Genomic DNA, 19,617 nt, shown 5'->3' with positions numbered 1-19,617 from the left:
ACGCTAGGTTCGCGCGACCGCCGTCCGGCGTGAGTAGTTTCTCCCTAATTCACGACTGCCACCGAGCTACTCGCGACGAGCGCCCGGGCGTGCGGCGTCGGCGTGTGCCGAACGCATCCGCAGCACCGCGAGCACAGCGCCCACACCGAGCAGCAGCGCGCCGACCGGCAGGGCGCCGAGGGCACCCTCAGCACCGGTCGCCGCGAGCTGCGAGCCGGGGGCCGGGTCGGCCACAGGCTCGGGCACGGGTGCCGGGTCGACCGGAACGACTGCCGGCGGGAACTGGTTGATCGCCGTGGTGTCGTTGGCGAGCGACGCCGTGACCGAAGCGATCGCACCGGCCATGATGCCGAGCGCATCCGCGTTCACGTTGGCGATGTCGTCGGCAACCGAGTGGTAGTTCGGGTCGGGGGTGTTGCCCGGCCCGCCCGTGCCACCGAACAGTGCGGCTTGATCGACGGTCTTCTCGTCGTCTGCCCCGGTGAACAGGCCGGAGGCCGGCACCCCGTTGGCGATGAACGCGTCGTAGTCGCTCCGGGCGTCGAACGCCGTGTCGATCCACGGCTGCCCGTTCGCGTCGAAGTAATCGGTGAACGCCTTCTCGGTCGCGATCGATCCTTCGGGCACCTCGACCGGCGCCTCATAGGTCGACTGATCGGCGTCGTAGACGCTGATCACGTAGTTCGGCGACGCCACCATGTCGAAGTTGAGGTAGGTGGCGATCTGGTCGAGTTCGGCCGGATCGTTCACCGCCAGGTCGTCGACGTAGTGGGTCGAACCGACCAGGCCCACCTCTTCGGCACCCCACCAGGCGAAACGCACCTGGTTGTTGAGGTCTCCGGATGCGGCCAACTGCACCGCGGTCTCCAGGATCGCTGCCGACCCCGATCCGTTGTCGTTGATGCCGGGCCCCTCGGGAACCGAGTCGAGGTGCGCGCCCAGCATCACCGTGTTGTCGGTGCGACCGGTAGTCGTCTCGGCGATGATGTTGAAGGTGTCGACGGTGGTCGTCGTCTCCTCGAGCGTGAGGCTCACCAGAGGGTTGCTCGGCAGGGCGGCCACCAGGGCCGCGCCTTCCTCCTGCGAGAGTCCGACGGAGGGGATGTACTCCGGCAGCTGCTCTCCGAGCGTGCCGTTGAGCGGCCCGGGCTCGCTGTTGTAGACCAGCACCGCGACGGCACCGGCCTCAGCGGCGGCGAGCGTCTTCTCAGCGAACGAGCAGACCCCGCGACTGACTACCGCCACCTTGTCCGTGGCATCCACACCGCCCCACTCCGCGGTCGTGCATCCGGTGGCGGTGGCGGGGGCGACCATCTCGGCGTCGACGATCCCGCCGACAGGTGTCTCCGTGGTTCCCTCCATCGGGATGCGATCGCCCTCAGGGCCGGTGGTGGTGCCCAGCAGGGTGATCGAGAAAGCATCGATCGTCTGCGTCGTCGCCTGGAACTCCTGGCGCACCGGCGTGTAGCCCGCGGCGGTGAGCACGCTCTCGACGTACTGCCCGCTGGCCTCGTAGCCCGGCGAACCGATCGCCCGGTTGCCGCCGTTGGCGTCGGCGATGTCTTGCAGGGCCTGCAGGTGCGCGGTGATCCCCGCGACTGTGACCCGTGACTCCAGATCGTCCGGATCGACGGCGAAGGCCGCACTCGCTCCGAAACCGGCGACTCCCGCGACCATCACCCCCGTTCCGATGCCGAATGCTGCGAGTCTCCGATGAAGCATCTTCACGTGGTTCTCCCCTTGATCGCGTGAACGTTTGTCGAAGACTACCCCCGTACAGGGGCCTCACACCAAGCATCCGTCGGAAAACCGCAAAAACCGCCGACTTCAGTGCGGGCCAGGCGGCGAAGCGCCCTGTTCAGCAGAATGAGAGCATGAGCCCGCCCGCGCCCACCTCCCAGCCCCGGCGCGCCGTGCGCACGGTGCTGATGCTGCTCGTGGCCGGTTCGACGCTGCTGTTCGGAGGATGCGTGTCGGAGTTGGCCGCCGGTGACTCGTTCAACCCCTCGTCACGCCCGGTTCCCGACGGAGGTGCGGGCACACCCTCGCCACTTCCCACCGATTCGCGTTCCACGCACCCGCACACGGGCAGCTCCCACACCGATCCGTTCGGCGTGGAGGGCTACCTCCTCATCGACGAGGACTCGGCACGACACGTCACCGCCAATGCGGGACTCGCCACCATGATCGGCGTCGACGGTGTGATGGTGGACGAGGGCGGCGCGAGTCTCATCCCGGAGCCCCCGGGATCGGCCGAGGTGGTGGCCGAGGCGCACGCCCTCGGCATGCACGCGGAACTCCTCATCGCCAACTACGACCTCGAGACGAAGGACTTCTCGGCCGAGATCGGCGCTGCCCTGCTCGGCAGCCCGACGAACCGCACCGCCGTGATCGGCGAGCTGGTGGCTGCCGTCGAGGCCGGCGGCTACGACAGCGTGCAACTCGACCTCGAATACCTCAGCATCACCGATGCGGCCGGTCTCACCGCCTTCGCCCGCGAACTCGACTCGGCACTCGACCAGGTGCCCGGTCACGGCACCGAGTCGCTGCCCGATGCCGGCACCCTCACCGCGACCGGCGAGATCCCGATCTCCATCGCCGTGATGGCGAAGGCGAGCCCCGCCGACTACCTCGCCGCCGGCTACGACTTCCACGGCCTGCTCGCCACGGTCGACCGGGTCGTGCTGATGGGCTACGACCAGCACGGACCTTCCTGGAGCGAGCCCGGGCCGGTCGGAGGCATGCCCTGGGTGATGTCCTCGCTCGACGCGCTGCGCGCATCCGGGGTGCCGGACGCCAAGATCGACCTCGGCATCGGTGCCTACGGATACTCCTGGCCCGGCGACGGATCTCCCGGCACCACCCTGCGCGTGACGGATGCGCGGGCCATCGCCGGTGACCACGCGGTCTTCGACGCCGAACAGGGCGAATGGACGGCGACGCTCGACGATTCGACGGTGCTCTGGTGGTCGGATGAGACCTCCCGCGACATCCGCATGCAGTTCGCGAGAGAAGAAGGACTGCACGGCGTCGCCATCTGGCAACTCGCCTCCGCGGAGTAGAATCGAACCCGGGCGAGACGAACGCGGTGGGGCGGTCGGAGACGAGGCGCACGATGGACGACGACCCGACGAAGGTCACCAATCAGCCGTCGCTCACGACGTCCACCGGCCGCATCTGGCTCGTGCTCGGCGCCATCATGGCGGCGATCGCGGTGGTGCTGCTCTGGTCACTCCAGCTGGTGAACTCGACCGGCGTGGCGATCGTCGGCATCGTCGTCATCCTGCTGCTCTATGTGGCGATGATCGAGATCCGGCTGCTGGTGCGTGGCGGGCGACTCCGGCTCATGCTGATGGCCGTGTGCTTCGGCGCGATCGCCGCCGTGGCGTTGGTGTGCGTGCTGGTGATCGGGATGTCGCAGATCCCGCGCTGACCGTGCGTGGCACACTGTCGCCCATGCTCCCTTATCTGGCGGTTCTGCTCGCCGCCGTCTGCTTCGGCACGACCGGCACCGCGCAGGCCTTCGGACCGGCCGACGCCTCCTCGCTCTCGATCGGGGCCGCCCGCATCCTGATCGGCGGCGGGGTGCTCGCCGTGATCGCGCTAGGGCTCCGGATGCGACGCCGCGCGACGGTGCGAATCCCTGACCCCGCGAGCCCAGGACCGAGCGGGCGCGGCGCGCCGTCGTGGCTGCTCCTCCTCGTCGCCGCAGCGGGGGTGCTCGCCTACCAGCCCGCGTTCTTTCTCGGCACGAGCCTGAACGGCGTGGCCGTGGGCACGGTGGTCGCGCTCGGCTCGGCGCCGATCATCACCGGGCTGCTCGACTGGGCGCTGCACCGCCGTTTCCCGGGCGCGGTGTGGCTCGTGGCCACCCTCGTCGCCACCGCGGGGGTGGTGCTGATCAGCGGCCTGCTCGGCACCGACGGCGGCGTTGCAGGCGAGGGCATGGCCGACAGCACCACCGCGATCAGCGTGCCCGGCCTCGTCGCCTCGCTGGGCGCCGGCGCCTCCTACGCCGTGTACACCCTGGCGAGCAAGGCGCTGCTGGAGCGCGGCTGGACGCCGAGCTCCACCATGGGCTCCGTGTTCGGGATCGCGGCCGTGTTCAGCATCCCGCTCCTCCTGGCCACCGACATGAGTTGGCTGGCCACCGGGCCCGGCCTCGCGATGGCGCTCTGGCTCGGCCTCGTCACCACGACGGTCGCCTACCTGCTCTTCGGCTGGGGCCTCGGTCGCCTCCGCGCCTCCACCGTCTCCACCCTCACCCTCGCCGAGCCGCTCACCGCGACCCTCCTCGGCACCCTGGTGCTCGGTGAGGTGCTTCCGGGGCTCGCTGTGGTGGGGCTGGTGGTGCTGGCCGCGGGTCTCGTCATCCTCGCCGTGCCCTGGCGCGGGCGGAGCAACCCAGCCCCCGGGGTCGGCGCCCCGTCCTGAGGCTCAGCGGCGCTTCGTCACGATCAGGTGCGCCACGAGGGCCGTCCATCCGGTCTGGTGCGAAGCGCCGAGTCCCTGCCCGGTGTCACCGTGGAAGTACTCGTAGAAGGTGATGTTGTCCCGCCAGCGCGGGTCGGTGGAGAGCAGCGGATACCGCGCATCCGCCGGTCGTGGTGCCTCCGGTGCTCCGACGAAGAGGGAGATCAGGCGACCAGCGAGATCGTCGGCCACCTCGCCGAGCGTGTGCTGCACCCCGGAGCCGGCCGGATACTCGACCCGATGCGTCTCGCCCAAGTTCGCGTTGTAGCCGCGGAGCGACTCGATGATGAGCACGTTGAGCGGAAACCAGACCGGCCCGCGCCAGTTGGAATTGCCGCCGAAGAGGCCGGATGTCGACTCCCCCGGTTCGTAGTCGACCACGGCCTCGGCGCCGTCGACCTCCACCCGGAAGGGATGTTCGCGGTGCCAGGCCGAGATGCTGCGCACCCCGTAGGGCGAGAGCATCCGCTCGGTCGAGAGCACACCGGCGAGGATCTGCGTGAGCCGCTCCGGATCGACCAGGGCCATCAGGCTCGACACCCGCCGGCCGGTGCGCCCGTCGTCGTCGACCCGGATGTGCACGTGCTGGCGGTAGTGCGGATTGCGATCGAGGAACGCCCGGCCGCGTTGCACGAACTCCTCCAGGCGACCCATCTGCCCGCGGTCGAAGACGAGCGCGGCCGTCACCGGCACGAGCCCGACGAGCGAGCGCACCTTCATCGGCACCTCGCGGCCGTCGGCCAGGTGCAGGAGGTCGTAATAGAACGCATCCTCCTCGTCCCAGAGTCCGGCGTCGTTGGCCGAGGCGGCGATCACGAGGAAGTGCTCGAAGAACTTCGTGGCGACGTCTTCGTAGGCGCGGTCGTGCATCGTGAGCAGCAACGCCATGTCGAGCAGGTGCAGTGCGTAGGTGGCCATCCAGGCCGTGGAGTCGGCCTGTTCGAGCACCCCGACCTCGGGCGGCAGGGTGGACCGGTCGAGCGGCGCGATGTTGTCGAGGCCCATGAAGCCGCCCTCGAACAGGTTGTTGTCGCCGTGGTCTTTGTTGTTGGTCCACCAGGTGAAGTTCATCAGCAGCTTGTGGAAGATGCGGCCGAGGAAGTGGTAGTCGCTGCCGCCGTCGATCTCGAACACCCGAAGTGCCGCCCAGGCTTCGATCGGCGGGTTCACGTCGCCGAAGTTCCACTCGTAGGCCGGCAGCTGACCGTTCGGATGCATGTACCACTCCCGCAGGATGAGGATCAACTGCGCCTTCGCGAACTCCGGATCGATGTGCGCCATGGTCACGCAGTGGAAGGCCAGATCCCACGCCGCGAACCACGGGTACTCCCACGGGTCGGGCATGAGAATGACGTCATGGCTCGAGAGGTGCCGCCAGTCGCCGTTCCGCACCGCCTGCCGGCCGGGCGGGGGCGGAGGCGAGGTGGGGTCTCCGTCGAGCCAGCGCCGCACGTCGAAGTGGAAGAACTGCTTCGACCAGAGCAGTCCGGCGAAGGCCTGCCGCGCCACCCGGGTCTCTTCGGGAGCCGTGGTCGCGGGGATCACCTCGGCGTAGAAGTCGTCGGCCTCGGCCTCGCGGGCGGTGACCACCTCGTCGAAGTCGGCGAACTCGGCTGCGCTGGTCGGCGCATCCTGAGCGGTCGTCAGGCGCAGCCGGATCTCGTGCTTCCCACCCGGCGGAACGGTCAGGATCTCGTGGAAGGCTGCCTTGGTGCCGCGCTTCGCCGGGTTGACCGTTGGCGCGCCCGAGACGACATGGTCGTTGATGCCGTCTTTCGGGTAGGGCGTGGTGTTCGGCTCGCCGAAGAGCAGCTCGCGGTTGGTCTCGTTCTCGCAGAACAGGGCCTCGGCGCCCGGGGCGCTGCCGCGATCGATGCGCAGCACCAGGTCGTCGCCGTCGGGGCGGGCAGCGAGCAGTGTGTCGTCTCCGGATGCACGGATCAGCGGCTTCGCGGGCGGCTCGAGGTCCCAATCCCACACGTTCCGGAACCACAGGCTCGGCAGCACGTGGATGCTCGCGGTCTCGGGCCCGGCGTTCTCGACCGTGACGCGCATCAGCAGATCGTGCGGGCCGGCCTTCGCGTAGTCGACGGTCACCACCCAATAGCGGCCGTCGTCGAAGACGCCGGTGTCGACGAGCTCGAACTCGGTCTCGGTCTTCGCGCGACCTGCATTCGCCTCCACCAGCTCGTCATAGGGGAATGCGGCCTGCGGGTAGTGGTAGCGCCAGCGCTGCCAGGAGTGCGAGGGCGTGGCGTCGAGATACCACCAGTACTCCTTGGCGTCTTCGCCGTGGTTGCCCTCGGGACCGGACAGGCCGAACATCCGCTCTTTCAGGATCGGATCGACGCCGTTCCAGAGGGCGAGGCCGAGGCACCAGCTCTGCTGGTCGTCGCTGAACCCGGCCATGCCGTCCTCGTTCCAACGGTAGGTGCGGGAGCGGGCGTGGTCGTGCGGAAAGGAGCGCCAGGCGTCGCCGTCGGCGCTGTAGTCTTCGCGCACCGTGCCCCAGGCACGTTCGGCGAGATACGGGCCCCAGTCGCGCCATCCCCCGGCATCCGCTTCGGCGACGCGTCGACGTTCGGCGTCGGAGCGTGGGGTCATGCTGCGATTTTAGGGGCGCAGCGCGTCTTCGAACGCCACCCAGGGCAGCATCGCGCACTTGATGCGCGTGATGTAGCGCGAGACGCCACCGAGCGCCACGGCGTCGCCGAGCAGCTCCTCGTCGCCCTCGATCGCACCCTTGGACTGCATCAGCTCGCGGAAAGCGCCGATTCGCGCGGCCACCTCGTCGTCGGAGAGGTCGTGCACGAGATCGCTGAGCAGCGAGGCCGAGGCGGTCGAGATCGAGCAGCCCTGGCCCTCCCAGCTGATGGAGGCGATCGATCCGTGGTCGCCGCGATGCACCTGAAGGGTGACCTCGTCGCCGCAGGTGGGGTTGATCTGGTGCGACGACCCGTCGGCGTCAGCGTGCAGCCCGAAGCCGTGCTTCTGCTTCGAATGGTCGAGGATGACCGCCTGGTACATGCTCTGCAGTTCGCTGGAGACCATCACGCCACCCCGAAGAATGCGCGCGAGTCGGCCACGGCAGCCACCGCCGCGTCGACCTCGGCCGCCGTGTTGTAGAGGTAGGTGCTCGCCCGGGTGGTGGACGAGACCCCGTAGCGGCGGTGCACCGGCTGCGCGCAGTGGTGGCCCACCCGCACCGCGATACCTCGGTCGTCGAGGAACTGTCCGACATCGTGCGAGTGGATGCCGTCGACCACGAAGCTCGCAAGCCCCACCCGTTCGACGCCGTCGCCCGGAGCCGGGCCGAGCACGCGCACGCCGGGCACGGCGGTCAGCCCCTCATACAGGCGATGGCCGAGCTCGGCCTCCCAGCCGGCGATGCGGTGCATGCCGATCTCGCCGAGGTAGTCGACGGCGGCGGCCAGAGCGATCACCTGGGACACCCGTTGCGTGCCGGCCTCGAAGCGCATCGGAGCGGGCAGGAACTCGGATTCGGTGAGCCCGACCGTGGTGATCATCGACCCTCCGGTGAGGAACGGAGGCAGAGCGTTGAGAAGCTCGGAGCGACCGTAGAGCACGCCGACCCCGGTGGGCGCGAGCATCTTGTGCCCCGAGAACACGGCGAAGTCCACGTCGAGCGCGGCGAGGTCGAGCGGCAGGTGCGGTGCCGACTGGCAGGCGTCGAGCACCACGAGCGCGCCCACCTCGTGGGCGAGGGAGACCAGTTCGGCCACGGGGTTGACGGCGCCGAGCACGTTCGAGACGTGAGCGAAGGCCACCACGCGGGTGCGCGGATTGATGATCTCGGCGGCCTGGTCGAGACGGATGCGCCCCTCGTCGTCGAGACCGATGTGCCGCAGCGTCGCGCCGGTGCGGAAGGCCAGTTCCTGCCACGGCACGAGGTTCGCGTGGTGCTCGAGCTCGGTCACCACGATCTCGTCGCCGGCGCCGAGCCGGAACCGCTCGGCAGCGGCGCCCCCACGCCCGAGGGAGGCGTTCGACATGCCGTAGGCCACGAGGTTGATGCCCTCGGTGGCGTTCGAGGTCCAGACGATCTCATCGTCGGCCACGCCCACGAATCGCGCCACGGCCGAGCGGGCGTCTTCGAAGAGTTCGGTGGCTTCACCGGCGAGGGTGTGGGCGCCGCGATGCACGGCCGCGTTGTTGAGCTCGTAATAGGAGCGTTCCACGTCGATGACGCGCTGCGGCTTCTGCGAGGTGGCGCCCGAGTCGAGATAGACCAGCGGATGCCCGTTCACCGTTCGCGAGAGGATCGGGAAGTCGGCGCGGATGCGTTCGACGTCGGCCGCCTGCAGTGTCGCGGTGCTTGCCGGGTGGTTCAGATCGATCGTCACAGGAGCCTCAGTACGTGGGAGTCAGCGGTTCGGGCGGGCCGCAAGAGCGGCCGCATCCACACCTCTATTGCATCATCTCTAAGTGAGAGCCGGATGCGATCATTCCGAAATCGCCGCCGCGCCGACCGGTCACGGGTCGTTAACCCGTCGGCAACCCGGCGTTCGCCGCCCGAACACGACCCCGCCTCGGCCGCTGCCTAACGTCTCCCTGTCGACGTGAACCCGGGTCTGGGTTCGTCGGCTTCTCCACGCACCTGAAGTGAAAGTAGTTCTGCATGCCTGCGCACAGCACGCCGCCCGACCATCCGCCGGCCACGACCGGCCGCCTCCTCACCGTCCGGGCCCTCTCGCTCGGCGTCGCCTGCGCGCTCGCGCTCGGCGGCCTCTCCGTCGCCGGCCTCTCGGGGGCCACGCCCGCCCTCGCGGCCTCGGGCGTCACCGCGGCACCCGCCGGCGCCCTCACCGCTCCCGAAACGGGCGGACTCGACCTCTCCGGTGGCGACTCGTCACTGCTCAGTGCCAGCACCGAGACACTCGCGCCGGGCCTCGTGCTCACCGACTTCCGCCGACTCCAGCCGGCCGGCTGGGTCACCGGCCACGTGATGACAGCCGATCTCAGCACTCCCACGCTCTCGCTCGACGTGCTCGACTCCGGAACCGTCTCGGGCGGCGCCCCGGTCTCCCAGCAGATCGCCGGCACCGGCGCGGTCGCCGCCGTGAACGGCGATTACTTCGACATGAATTACTCGGTCGCCCCGGTCGGCACGAACGTGTCGCCCAGTCAGGGTGTGCGGAGCGCCGCCTCCGGCAGTCGGGAAGCGTTCACCCTCACCGACGGTGTAGCCGCCGTCCAGGCGCTGTCCGCGAAGGCGACCTTCACCGTGGGCGGCGTGCCGACGACCGTCGCCGGCGTCAACACCCCGGGCCTCGCCACCGACGCCATCGGCTACTACACCGCGGCCTGGGGCGCTCACCCGCTCAGCCGCCCGCTCGGCGGCCCGGATGCGCTGGCCGCGCGCGTCGCATCCGTCACCGTGAAGGACGGAGTCGTCACTGCCGTCTCGACCGACGCCGCCTCGGTGAGCGGCCCCACGTCGATCGCCGACGGCACCGGCGTGCTGATCGGGCGTGAAGCCGGTGCCGACCGTCTCGCCGCCCTCTCGGTCGGACAGCGTGTCGACATCACCGTGGGCACGAGCGCCGACGTCGACCTCGCCGTCAGTGGATCGCAGCGCCTGATCGTCGACGGCGCGCAGACACCCGACGACCAGGTCGAGGCCGGACGCACCGCCGTCGGCGTGAGCCGCGACGGCACCCACGTGACGGTCGTCTCGATCGACGGACGAGCCGGCGACGGCCGCGGCATGACCATCCAGGAGCTCGGCGACCTCATGCTCGACCTCGGCTCCTACAACGCCGTGAACCTCGACGGCGGCGGATCGACCACCCTCGCCGCCCGTCGCCCCGGCACAGCTGAGGCGGCGGTGATCAACCGCCCCTCCGACGGCACCGAGCGGGTCGTGGCGAACAGTCTGGCCTTCTTCTCGAGCGCGCCGGCCGGCTCGGCGACCGACGTGCAGGTCGCTCCGAGCTCCACGGCCGCTGACGCCGACGCCGTGTTCCCGGGCCTGCACCGCACGCTCGGCGGCATCGGCCTCGACGACAACCTGGCCGGCGTTCCGGTGGAGGGCACCTTCGCCTCGGCCGACTCCACGGTCTCGGTGGCGACGCAGGATGGCGCCACCGGCGTGGTCACGGGCGTCTCCCCCGGCACCGCCTCGGTGGCATATTCCGCGAACGGCATGACCGCGACCACACCCGTGCGCGTTCTCGGCGACCTGGTGCGGGTGAAGCCCAGCAGCACCGTGGTCGCGCTGCCCGATCCCGGCCAGACCGCCACGATCGGCCTCACCGGGCTCGACGGCGACGGCTTCGGCGCACCACTCGAGGCAACTGACGTCTCCGTGACGAGCGGACCGGATGTCACGGTGACTCCGTCAGGGCTCGACACCTTCACCATCGCCCCCACCACCGAGAGCGGTTCGGCCACCGTGACCTTCACCGCCGGCGGCACGAGCGTCGATGTCGCCGTGACCATCGGCTACCGCAGCGTCTCCGTCGCCGACTTCAGCGACGGCGCGAGCTGGACCACCGCGGCCGACCGCGCCACCGGCACGACCACCACCTCGACCGGCCCGAACGGCGAACCCGCGCTCACCCTGAGCTACGACTTCACCCAGAGCACCGGCACCCGCGGCTACTACGCGGTGGCGCCCGAGATGTCCACACCGGGCAGCATCGGCCGCACCCTGGAGGGGCAGCCGCAGGCGCTCACTCTCTGGATCAAGGGCGACGGCAACGGCACCTGGCCGCGCATCCAGATCAAGAACGGCGCGGGAACCACCGTCAACCTCGACGGACCCTTCGTGGACTGGACGGGGTGGAAGCAGGCGCGGTTCACCGTTCCCGCCGGCACGCCCTATCCCCTGTCGCTGCAGCGCATCCGGATGCTCGAGACCAAGTCGACCGCGAGCTACCACGGTGAACTCACCATCGCCGGCCTCGAGGAGGTCGTCGCCCCCGACGTCGAGCAGCCGGTGACCCCGGTCGTCTACGACCCGGTGGTGGTGACCGATGGAACCGTCGCCGACCGGCCGCAGCACATCGCCGTGATGAGCGACGCCCAGTTCGTGGCCCGTAACCCCGACAGCGACCTGGTGCAGGCCGCCCGTGCGACGCTCCGGCAGATCGTGGCGGCGCATCCGGACTACCTGGTGATCGACGGCGACTTCGTCGACGAGGCCTCCCCTGCCGACATCGCCCTCGCCAAGAAGGTGCTCGACGAGGAAGTGGGCGACGCACTGCCCTACATCTACGTGCCGGGAAACCACGAGGTGATGGGCGGGCCGATCTCGAACTTCGAGGCCGTGTTCGGCGCCACGCATCGCACGGTCACGGTCGGGCACACGAAGCTCATCACGCTGAACAGCTCGGCCGGGTCGTTCCGGGCGAGCGGGCTCGAGCAGCTCGAGTTCCTCGACGACGAGCTCGCCTCGGCGGCCCACGACCCGAACATCACAGGCGTGCTCGTGTTCAACCACCACCCTGCCGACGACCCGCTGCCCGACAAGGCGAGCCAGCTGGGCGACCGCTTCGAGGCCGCGCAGTTCCTGCAGACCCTCGCCGACTTCCGCGACGACTCGGGCAAGTCGATCGCCGCGGTGAACGGCCACGTGGGTGTGTTCGACGCCACCAGCGTCGACGGCGTCTCGCGCCTGATCAACGGCAACTCGGGCAAGTCACCCGCCGGCACCCCCGCGACGGGCGGTTTCACCGGCTGGACGATGCTCGGGCTGAACCCGGGCGCCGGCGTGGTGGGTCAGTCGCCCACCACGGTCGTCGACCGCACCACCTGGATGCAGGCCGAGACGAAGCCGCGCGTCGACTCGATCGCGCTCGACGTGCCCGCTGTGATGACCGCGGGCGAGACGGTCACCACGAAGGCCAGCTTCACGCAGGACTCCACCCGCGTCGTGCCGGTGGCCTGGCCGGTCAGCGCCCAGTGGTCGGGCGAGGGCACCCAGATCGACGACGGTGCCGCCGATGAACTCGAGTCGGCCGCCTCGGGCGTGCTCCGGCTGAACCCGGCGACGGGCGAGCTCACGGCGGTGTCGGCCGGAACCGGATCGGTGACGGTCACGGTGAACGGGGTCAGCTCGACCGTGCAGGTCGTGGTCGATGCGGCGCCGGGCGACCCGGGCGATCCCGGTGACCCCGGCGACCCGGGCGATCCGGGCACGCCCGGCGACCCCGGCACGCCCGGGAACCCCGGCGACGGCTCGGTGCCGCCGGCCGGTGCTCCCGGAACGGGCACGGGAACGGATGCCGGCACCGCCGACGGCAGCACGGGCGACCTGGCCTCCACCGGCTTCACCCCGGTGCTGACTGCCTCGATCGCCTTGCTGGCCCTCCTCGGCGGTGGCGCCGCCCTGCTCCTGATCCGTCGCCGACGGGCCTCGCAGCACTGATCCACCGCCATCACGAAGGCCCTCGTCGACACGACGGGGGCCTTCGTGCATCCGGTGTCGCGGATGTCGGCTACAGAAGCCCCGCCCGATCCGGCACCTGGAGGTGCAGTTCACGCAGCCAGCCGGCCGGGTCGGGCCAGGCACGCCCGGTGGGAAGGGCGCCGAGCATCCGTTGCACCGACGCAGTGGTCGCCTCCACGGGCAGCACGCGGCTCGGCGCCACCGCCGCGAGCACGCCCAACCACCATTGGCTCTCGGCCGGGGAGATGCCCTCCGGGTCGAGCACGAGGTAGTAGTCGGGCAAGACCGACTCTCCAGCGGCGAAGGCGGTGAGAGCCGACTCCACCTCCACCCGAAGCACCCCGATGGTCGACGGGTCGTCGAAGAAGCCGCGCCACGCTGCTGCGACCGCCGCCAACGGGTCGAGGTCGTGCACGAGGAACGGACGGTTGGCCGCACCGAGCACCGTGCGGAGGCTCGGCGAGTCGTCTTCGGTCAATCGCAGCGCCTGCACGTTCGGCAGGCGTCCGAGTTCGCGCAGGATCGCATCCGTGACCCCGCCGACCACGACCACGACGGTGCTTCCCGGCGAACGCATACCTCCAGCCTAAATCGGCGTCAGGCCTGGTCGGCCGGGAACTCCGCCGGGAAGGGCTCGCCGAAATCGGCCGAGCGACTCACCAGCCGCCATTCCTCGTCGTCGGCGAGCAGTCGCCGATCCTGCGCGATCGACATCTCGACGGCGTTGACGCCGAGTGGCAGGTGGTAGGGCACGTTCTGGCGCTTGGCCACCTGAACCAGGATGGCGGCGGCGCGGTCGGGGTCGCCGGCCGGGCCGTCGGTGCTCTGCCGCATCCGGGCGTTCATGGCGCCGACGGTCTGCTCGTAGCCTTCGCCTGGCTCGTGCACGGTCATCGACGAGCCCGCCCAATCGGTGGCGAAACCGCTCGGCTCCACCACGAGAACGCGGATGCCGAAGGGCGCCGTCTCGGTCTGGAGCACGCGGCTGAAGCCGTCGATGGCGAACTTCGCGGCCTGGTACGACGCGATGCCCGGCGAACCGCCGACCCGGCCGCCCACCGACGAGAACTGCATGATCAGGCCGCCGCCCTGCGCGCGGAGCACGGGGATGGCCGCCTTCGAGACGTTGTAGACGCCCCAGAAGTTGGTCTCGAACTGGGTGCGGAAGTCGTCGTCGGGCGTGTTCTCGATGGGCGACACGTTGGCGTAGCCGGCGTTGTTGACGATGACGTCGAGGCGGCCGAACCGGTCGACGCCCTGGGCGACGGCGGCACGCACCTGCTCGGCGTCGGTGACATCGAGCGCCACCGGGAGGATGCGGTCGCCGTATTTCTCGACGAAGGGGGCGAGCTGCTCGGGGCGCCGCGCGGTGGCGACGACCCGGTCGCCGGCCTCGAGGGCGGCGGAGACGAGGGAGCGGCCGAAGCCGCGGGAGGAACCGGTGATGAACCATATCTGTTCTGACATGACAGTTAGTAAAACACTGTTTCGGTAATAATACAACCGTGTTGCGCTATGATCGATGCATGACCACAACGGGACCGGATTTCCAGCGCGCACGCAGCGCCGACGCCAAGCAGCAACGCGAGGTCGCGATCCTGGATGCCGCGCGCCGGCTGGGTGCCGAGCGCGGCATCCGCACCGTCACGCTCACCGACATCGCCGAGGCCGTCGGCATGCACAAATCGGCCCTGCTCCGGTACTTCGAGACCCGGGAGCAGATCTTCCTGCGACTGACGGCCCAAGGATGGCGCGAGTGGGGGCCCGCCGTGCGGGCCGAGCTCGAGCTGGCCGGAGAGGCCTCGCCCTCCGCTGTCGCCCATGCCCTGGCCGCGTCACTCGCCTCACGCCCGGTGTTCTGCGATCTCCTTGCTCAAGCGCCGCTCAATCTCGAGCGCAACGTGTCGCTCGAATCGGTGCGGGAGTTCAAACGCGTGACCCTCGACGAGGTGGACGCGCTCTCGGAGGTGCTGCAACGCATCCGGCCCGGTCTGACGGCCGAGCAGGCCATCGACCTGATCGCCGCAGCCACCTCCCTGTCGGGTGCCTACTGGCAGATGGCGACCCCGGGGCGGGAGGTCGAGGAGCTCTATCGCAGCGACCCGCGGCTCGCCCACGCGGTGGTCGACGTCGAACCGCGCGTGGCCCGCACCCTCACGGCGATGCTCGAGGGATATTCCCACCGGGCATCCACTGTCAATCCCCTGCCGTCTGCTGCCGAGCGGCGTAGACAGGGAACATGACTACGACAATCGACCGTTCCGCGAAAGCCCCGTCCGACGCCGGGGCCAAGACGACCCGCCGGCAGAACGCCGAGCGCGGCTTCAAGGCGTCCAAGCAGCTCACCGACAACCTGCAGAAGGTGCTCGTCGATCTGATCGAACTGCATCTGCAGGGCAAGCAGGCGCACTGGAACGTGGTGGGCAAGAACTTCCGCGACCTGCACCTGCAGCTCGACGAGATCATCGAAGACGCCCGCGAGTTCAGCGACGTGGTGGCCGAGCGACTCCGCGCCCTGCACGCGGTTCCGGATGGCCGGAGCGACACCGTGGCCGCCACGACGACGCTCCCCGAGTATCCGAACGGCGAGGTCGACACGGCCGCGACGGTCGACCTCATCACCGTGCGTCTCGAAGCCGCCGTGGGTACGATGCGCGAGGTTCATGACGAGGTCGACGACGCCGATCCGACGAGCGCCGACCTCCTGCACGCGATCATCGAGAAGCTCGAGCAGTATGCCTGGATGGTGAGCGCCGAGAACCGCACGCCCGCCAAGCACTAGACCCGCGAGCACGCGGCCGCGGCCTGGATGCGGGTGGCTGAGCCCTTAGTGCGGCAACACACTGCACAGGATCGCCAGAGCCCGCTCCCACGCCGCGTCCGAGAGGGCCGAGAAGTTCACCACGAGTCCGTCCCGAACGACCGGCGGGCTGTCGAATGCCGGATGGCGGAACTCCGCCAGCCCGCTCACGAGCAGCCCGTGACGGGCCGCTGCGTCACGCACCGCGTTCTCGGTTCCCGGCGGCAGCACGAGTACGGCCTGCAGCCCGGCAGCCATCCCGATCACCCGGATGCCGGGTGCGTTCGCCGCGAGAGCGTCGATGAGTTGCTCGCGGCGACGACGGTTGATCTGCCGACGCGAGCGCACATGGCGATCGAAGGCGCCCGAGGTGATGAACTCGGCCAGGGTCAGCTGCTCGATCACGCTCACCACCTCGACGCGCCCCTTCGCCGCGACGACATCCGGCAGAAGCGACTGCGGAAGCACCATCCAGCCCACCCGGAGCGCCGGCCCGAGCGATTTGCTCGCCGTGCCGAAGTAGACGACCCTCTCGGGATCGAGTCCCTGCACGGCCCCGACGGGTTTGCGGTCGTAGCGGAACTCTCCGTCGTAGTCGTCTTCGAGGATCCACCCACCCGTGACGCGCGCCCAGTCACGCGCGGCCGCTCGCCGCTCCGGCGACAGCGCGAATCCGATGGGGAACTGGTGGGCCGCGGTCAGCAGCACGGCGTCGACGCCGCTGAGCTGCTCGAGTTCGTCGGTGCGCGCGCCACTGTCGTCGACGGCGATGGGCGGGATGCTCAGCCCGGCGTCGGTCAGGAGGTCACGATAGAGGGCGAGTCCGTACGATTCGACGGCGACCGCCCGCGCACCCCGTGATCTCAGCGCCTGTGCCACGAGCATCAAACCGTGGTGGAATCCGGCGCAGATGACGATCTGGTCGGGCTCTGCCCGCACACCGCGCACGCGCGAGAGGTAGTCAGCCAGGGCCTCGCGCAGCTCCATCCGGCCGAGCGGGTCGCCGTAGCCGAAGGCGCTCGGCGGCGCCGCCGCCAGGGCTCGCCGGGCCGCCGCGAGCCACTGCACCCGCGGGAACTCCGCGAACTCCCCCGCGCCCGGTGACAGGCCTCCGGTGGAACGCCGCTGGGCCGGGGCCGCCGCACCACCGGTGGCGGTAGCGCCCCCGCCGGCCGCAGGGCGCGGCGTCGCGAGCTGGGCCACCCGGGTGCCCGATCCCTGCCGCGCCGTGAGCCAACCCTCCGCTACCAGTTCGGCATAGCACTCCGTCACCGTGCTGCGGGCGATGCCGAGGTCGGCGGCGAGTGCCCGCGACGCCGGCAACCGGGTGCCCGGCGTCAGCCGCCCGGAGCGCACGGCCTCCCGCAGCGCTGCCGTGAGGCCGGCGCCAAGCCGGGTGCCGTTCAGGTCCAGGTGGAGGTCGACCCCGAAGCCGGCCAGCGAGCCGGTCGACGAATTGGTCTGGTCTTCTGCCATAGAAGTGGACCATACTCCCAAGCCGCTCGGTGCGTAAAGTCGGGATCACGCCGGCCGATCAGGTCATGCGAACCACACCAATCAAGGAGTTCCCGTGCTGACCAACCAGCTCTCCGCCACCGCGGGAGCTACCCGCGCACGGCGCACCCTCCCCGCCGGCCTGGCCATGGCCGGCAGCGCGGTCGCCTTCACGAGCCTGTACCTCGCGGCAGGGGCGTTGACCCCCCTCCTGGTCGTCTACCGCCAGCAGTGGGCGTTTCCGCCCGCGATGCTCACCGTGGCCTTCGCCGCCTACGCGATCGGCTTCCTGGCGGCCGTGCTGACGCTCGGTTCCCTCTCCGATCACATCGGCCGTCGTCCCGTTCTGGTCGGCGCCCTCGCGGTGCAGCTGGCCTCGAACATCCTCTTCCTGGTCGCCCCCGACATCGGCTGGGTCATCGCCGGACGCATCGTGCAGGGCATCGCCAGCGGCGCCGCCACGGCCGCGTTCACCGCAGCCCTGGTCGAGCTGGCTCCGGCCGACAAGAAGCGCCTCGGCACGATCCTCGGCAGCGTGAGCCTCACCGGAGGACTCGCCGCAGGCTCGCTGCTCGCCGGGCTCGCCATCCAACTCACCCCGGCCGCGAGCACGGTCACCTTCGTCGTGCTCATCGCGCTCACCGCCATCGGCGGCCTCGTGGTGATCTTCTCGCCCGAGACCATGCGCCGAACGCCCGGGGCGCTCCGCTCGCTGATCCCCCGCATCTCGATCCCGCCCGCCGCACGCCGCGAGTTCGTGGCCGCCGCCCCGGTCGTCGCAGCGGTGTGGATGCTCGCCGGCCTCTCCGGCGGCCTGGCGCCCAGCCTGGTGCGCAGTGTCTTCCATCTCGACAGCGGCCTCCTGAACGGGACAGCCGGATTCGTGGCACCGGCGGTCTCGGCCGTCATCGGGCTGTCTTTCGCAAAGGTCGATCCGCGGCGAGCGATGACCATCGGCATCTCCGCCGCCCTCGTGGGTTCCGTCGGCATCATCGGCGGCGTGTTCGCCGGGAGTCTCGTCGCGATGTTCATCGGGCAGGCCGTGGCCGGCGTGGCGTTCGGCGCCTGTTTCACGGCAGCACTCCGCCTCATCTTCCCCCTCGCCGAGGCCCACCAGCGAGCCGGAGTGGTGGCCGCGATCTATGTGGTCTCCTATGTCGCGTTCGGTCTCCCGATCATCATCGAGGGGCAGCTGGTGGGCATCATCGGCGAGATCCCGTCGGTGGTCGCGTACACCGGCCTGACCGTCCTCCTCACCCTCATCAGCCTCATCGCGCAGGCACGCCTCAAGCGCCGCGCGTGACATCCACCCCCCTAGAAAGAAAGCAGGTAACCCCCATGTCCCGAATCTTCCTCGCCGGAGCCTCCGGCGTCCTCGGCCGTCGTCTCATCCCGCTGCTCGTCGAAGCAGGACACATCGTCGGCGGAATGACCCGCTCGCCCGGCAAGGCCGACCAGATCGCCCAGTTGGGTGCCGAACCGATCGTCATCGACGTGTTCGACCGCGAGGCGCTGATCAAGGCGGTGAGTGCCTTCAAGCCCGACGTCATCCTCAACGAGTTGACCGACCTGCCCGATGACGTGACGAAGATCGGCGACCACGCCGAACTCAACGCGCGCATCCGCACCGAGGGCAACCAGAACATCATCGATGCCGCCCACGCCAGCGGTGGCTCGCCGAAGATCCTCGCCCAGACGGTGGCGTGGCAGCTGCCCGACGGTCCGGATGCCCGCGCCGTCGCCCAGCTCGAGTCGGCAGTTCTCGCCGAGGGCGGGGTCGTGCTCAGCTACGGCCAGTTCTACGGGCCCGGCACGTACAACGAGGAGCAGCTCCCGGCGGAGCCGCGGGTGCAGATCGACCGCGCCGCGTCCCGCACCGTCGAGCTGCTCGACGCCCCGACGGGCGTCGTGGTCATCACCGACTAGACCCGTCCCGTCGTGCCACCGAATCGCTCCCGGATACCCCGGGGGCGATTCGTGCGTCGCGGCGCCTACTTCTGCGCGTCGGCCTTGCCCGCGTCGACCTTCTTCTCGTCCGCCTTCTCCTCGTCCGCGGTTCGCGCGCGGATGAGGTCGGCCACGGTGACCGTGTGCGGTCGGTCGGGCAGCATGTCGGCGGTCAGTCCGTCGACCAGGAATGCCGGGTTCAGATTCAAGGCGCTCGCGATGCGCAGGATGGTGCTGAGGGAGGGGTTGGCCTGTCCGCGCTCGATCCGCCCCAGGTTCGTGAAATGCAGTCCGGCGAGCTCGGCCAGGTCCATCTGGCTGATCGCGAACCGGCGCCGTTCGTCACGGATGCGGTCGCCGAGCACGCGGGCGGCCTCGGACGGGTCTGAACTCACACCTCATGCCTACCGACCCCATGCGCGAGCGACCAGAGCGCGCAGGGCACTCGTGTTCGCGGTTGTGGTGTTCCCACCGCACTGGGCTCGCATTC

The 19,617-nt window shown here is 69.9% G+C and carries 16 protein-coding genes; 8 read left to right on the top strand and 8 right to left on the bottom strand.

The genetic code is table 11. The features are described 5' to 3' along the window. Nucleotides 1-66: 66 nt before the first annotated feature. Nucleotides 67-1,722, bottom strand: a complete 1,656-nt coding sequence (locus N1027_RS13340) for a M20/M25/M40 family metallo-hydrolase (protein ID WP_259510386.1) — start codon at nt 1,720-1,722, stop codon at nt 67-69. A 152-nt stretch (nt 1,723-1,874) separates the two neighbouring features. On the opposite strand from N1027_RS13340, the gene N1027_RS13335 reads away from it, so the two are divergent. Genes N1027_RS13335 through N1027_RS13325 form a run of 3 tightly spaced genes read left to right on the top strand, consistent with a single transcriptional unit; the run spans nt 1,875 to nt 4,434 of the window. After that, nucleotides 1,875-3,062, top strand: coding sequence for a glycosyl hydrolase family 18 protein (locus tag N1027_RS13335; protein ID WP_259508625.1), 1,188 nt, complete (start codon nt 1,875-1,877; stop codon nt 3,060-3,062). A 53-nt stretch (nt 3,063-3,115) separates the two neighbouring features. Beyond that, a complete protein-coding gene (locus tag N1027_RS13330) occupies nt 3,116-3,433 on the top strand; it encodes a hypothetical protein (protein ID WP_259508624.1) in 318 nt (105 codons plus the stop codon). Nucleotides 3,434-3,456: 23 nt separating this feature from the next. Next, nucleotides 3,457-4,434, top strand: a complete 978-nt coding sequence (locus tag N1027_RS13325; protein WP_259508622.1) for a DMT family transporter — start codon at nt 3,457-3,459, stop codon at nt 4,432-4,434. Nucleotides 4,435-4,437: 3 nt separating this feature from the next. On the opposite strand, the gene N1027_RS13320 is transcribed toward N1027_RS13325, so the two are convergent. The 3 genes from N1027_RS13320 to N1027_RS13310 are packed head-to-tail and all read right to left on the bottom strand — an operon-like array spanning nt 4,438 to nt 8,837. After that, nucleotides 4,438-7,077, bottom strand: a complete 2,640-nt coding sequence (locus N1027_RS13320) for an MGH1-like glycoside hydrolase domain-containing protein (RefSeq protein ID WP_259508620.1) — start codon at nt 7,075-7,077, stop codon at nt 4,438-4,440. Nucleotides 7,078-7,086: 9 nt separating this feature from the next. Then, nucleotides 7,087-7,524 carry a Fe-S cluster assembly sulfur transfer protein SufU gene (gene sufU, locus N1027_RS13315; RefSeq protein WP_259508618.1) on the bottom strand — a complete coding sequence of 146 codons (438 nt, stop codon included), beginning with the start codon at nt 7,522-7,524 and terminating at the stop codon, nt 7,087-7,089. Beyond that, complete coding sequence (locus N1027_RS13310) at nt 7,524-8,837, bottom strand: SufS family cysteine desulfurase (RefSeq protein WP_259508616.1); 1,314 nt, start codon at nt 8,835-8,837, stop codon at nt 7,524-7,526. The genes sufU and N1027_RS13310 overlap by 1 nt, the downstream gene beginning before the upstream one ends. 275 nt (nt 8,838-9,112) lie before the next feature. Here N1027_RS13310 and N1027_RS13305 point away from each other — a divergent pair, with 275 nt between their 5' ends. Continuing rightward, on the top strand, nt 9,113-12,865 hold the full coding sequence (locus tag N1027_RS13305; protein ID WP_259508614.1) for a phosphodiester glycosidase family protein: 3,753 nt from the start codon (nt 9,113-9,115) through the stop codon (nt 12,863-12,865). A gap of 70 nt (nt 12,866-12,935) precedes the next feature. Here N1027_RS13305 and N1027_RS13300 read toward each other — a convergent pair whose 3' ends face one another. Next, the gene (locus N1027_RS13300) at nt 12,936-13,463 is read right to left on the bottom strand and encodes a hypothetical protein (protein ID WP_259508612.1); all 528 of its coding nucleotides are present in this window, start codon (nt 13,461-13,463) and stop codon (nt 12,936-12,938) included. A 20-nt stretch (nt 13,464-13,483) separates the two neighbouring features. Continuing rightward, on the bottom strand, nt 13,484-14,353 hold the full coding sequence (locus N1027_RS13295) for an SDR family NAD(P)-dependent oxidoreductase (protein ID WP_259508610.1): 870 nt from the start codon (nt 14,351-14,353) through the stop codon (nt 13,484-13,486). A 59-nt stretch (nt 14,354-14,412) separates the two neighbouring features. Here N1027_RS13295 and N1027_RS13290 point away from each other — a divergent pair, with 59 nt between their 5' ends. Continuing rightward, the gene (locus N1027_RS13290; RefSeq protein ID WP_259508608.1) at nt 14,413-15,129 is read left to right on the top strand and encodes a TetR/AcrR family transcriptional regulator; all 717 of its coding nucleotides are present in this window, start codon (nt 14,413-14,415) and stop codon (nt 15,127-15,129) included. After that, on the top strand, nt 15,126-15,668 hold the full coding sequence (locus N1027_RS13285) for a Dps family protein (RefSeq protein WP_259508606.1): 543 nt from the start codon (nt 15,126-15,128) through the stop codon (nt 15,666-15,668). Before N1027_RS13290 ends, N1027_RS13285 begins: the two co-directional genes overlap by 4 nt. A gap of 45 nt (nt 15,669-15,713) precedes the next feature. Here N1027_RS13285 and pdxR read toward each other — a convergent pair whose 3' ends face one another. Next, on the bottom strand, nt 15,714-17,162 hold the full coding sequence (pdxR, locus tag N1027_RS13280; protein WP_259508604.1) for a MocR-like pyridoxine biosynthesis transcription factor PdxR: 1,449 nt from the start codon (nt 17,160-17,162) through the stop codon (nt 15,714-15,716). A gap of 94 nt (nt 17,163-17,256) precedes the next feature. Here pdxR and N1027_RS13275 point away from each other — a divergent pair, with 94 nt between their 5' ends. Both N1027_RS13275 and N1027_RS13270 read left to right on the top strand, forming a co-directional pair. Then, complete coding sequence (locus N1027_RS13275) at nt 17,257-18,483, top strand: MFS transporter (RefSeq protein ID WP_259508601.1); 1,227 nt, start codon at nt 17,257-17,259, stop codon at nt 18,481-18,483. Nucleotides 18,484-18,518: 35 nt separating this feature from the next. Further along, nucleotides 18,519-19,106, top strand: a complete 588-nt coding sequence (locus N1027_RS13270) for an SDR family oxidoreductase (protein ID WP_259508600.1) — start codon at nt 18,519-18,521, stop codon at nt 19,104-19,106. A gap of 65 nt (nt 19,107-19,171) precedes the next feature. Here the strand turns inward: N1027_RS13270 and N1027_RS13265 are convergent, their stop codons facing one another. After that, nucleotides 19,172-19,522, bottom strand: coding sequence for a helix-turn-helix domain-containing protein (locus N1027_RS13265; protein WP_259508599.1), 351 nt, complete (start codon nt 19,520-19,522; stop codon nt 19,172-19,174). Nucleotides 19,523-19,617: the final 95 nt, after the last annotated feature.

It is taken from the genome of Herbiconiux aconitum, assembly GCF_024979235.1.
In the GTDB taxonomy this organism is placed as follows: domain Bacteria; phylum Actinomycetota; class Actinomycetes; order Actinomycetales; family Microbacteriaceae; genus Herbiconiux; species Herbiconiux aconitum.
This window is presented reverse-complemented; position numbering and strand designations above follow the sequence as displayed.

Excerpts from the sequence above, each read along its gene's own strand:
- N1027_RS13340 (WP_259510386.1), bottom strand. The coding sequence starts at position 1,722 with ATGCTTCATCGGAGACTCGCAGCATTCGGCATCGGAACGGGGGTGATG.
- N1027_RS13335 (WP_259508625.1), top strand. The coding sequence starts at position 1,875 with ATGAGCCCGCCCGCGCCCACCTCCCAGCCCCGGCGCGCCGTGCGCACG.
- N1027_RS13330 (WP_259508624.1), top strand. The coding sequence starts at position 3,116 with ATGGACGACGACCCGACGAAGGTCACCAATCAGCCGTCGCTCACGACG.
- N1027_RS13325 (WP_259508622.1), top strand. The coding sequence starts at position 3,457 with ATGCTCCCTTATCTGGCGGTTCTGCTCGCCGCCGTCTGCTTCGGCACG.
- N1027_RS13320 (WP_259508620.1), bottom strand. The coding sequence starts at position 7,077 with ATGACCCCACGCTCCGACGCCGAACGTCGACGCGTCGCCGAAGCGGAT.
- sufU (WP_259508618.1), bottom strand. The coding sequence starts at position 7,524 with ATGGTCTCCAGCGAACTGCAGAGCATGTACCAGGCGGTCATCCTCGAC.
- N1027_RS13305 (WP_259508614.1), top strand. The coding sequence starts at position 9,113 with ATGCCTGCGCACAGCACGCCGCCCGACCATCCGCCGGCCACGACCGGC.
- N1027_RS13300 (WP_259508612.1), bottom strand. The coding sequence starts at position 13,463 with ATGCGTTCGCCGGGAAGCACCGTCGTGGTCGTGGTCGGCGGGGTCACG.
- N1027_RS13295 (WP_259508610.1), bottom strand. The coding sequence starts at position 14,353 with ATGTCAGAACAGATATGGTTCATCACCGGTTCCTCCCGCGGCTTCGGC.
- N1027_RS13290 (WP_259508608.1), top strand. The coding sequence starts at position 14,413 with ATGACCACAACGGGACCGGATTTCCAGCGCGCACGCAGCGCCGACGCC.
- N1027_RS13285 (WP_259508606.1), top strand. The coding sequence starts at position 15,126 with ATGACTACGACAATCGACCGTTCCGCGAAAGCCCCGTCCGACGCCGGG.
- pdxR (WP_259508604.1), bottom strand. The coding sequence starts at position 17,162 with ATGGCAGAAGACCAGACCAATTCGTCGACCGGCTCGCTGGCCGGCTTC.
- N1027_RS13270 (WP_259508600.1), top strand. The coding sequence starts at position 18,519 with ATGTCCCGAATCTTCCTCGCCGGAGCCTCCGGCGTCCTCGGCCGTCGT.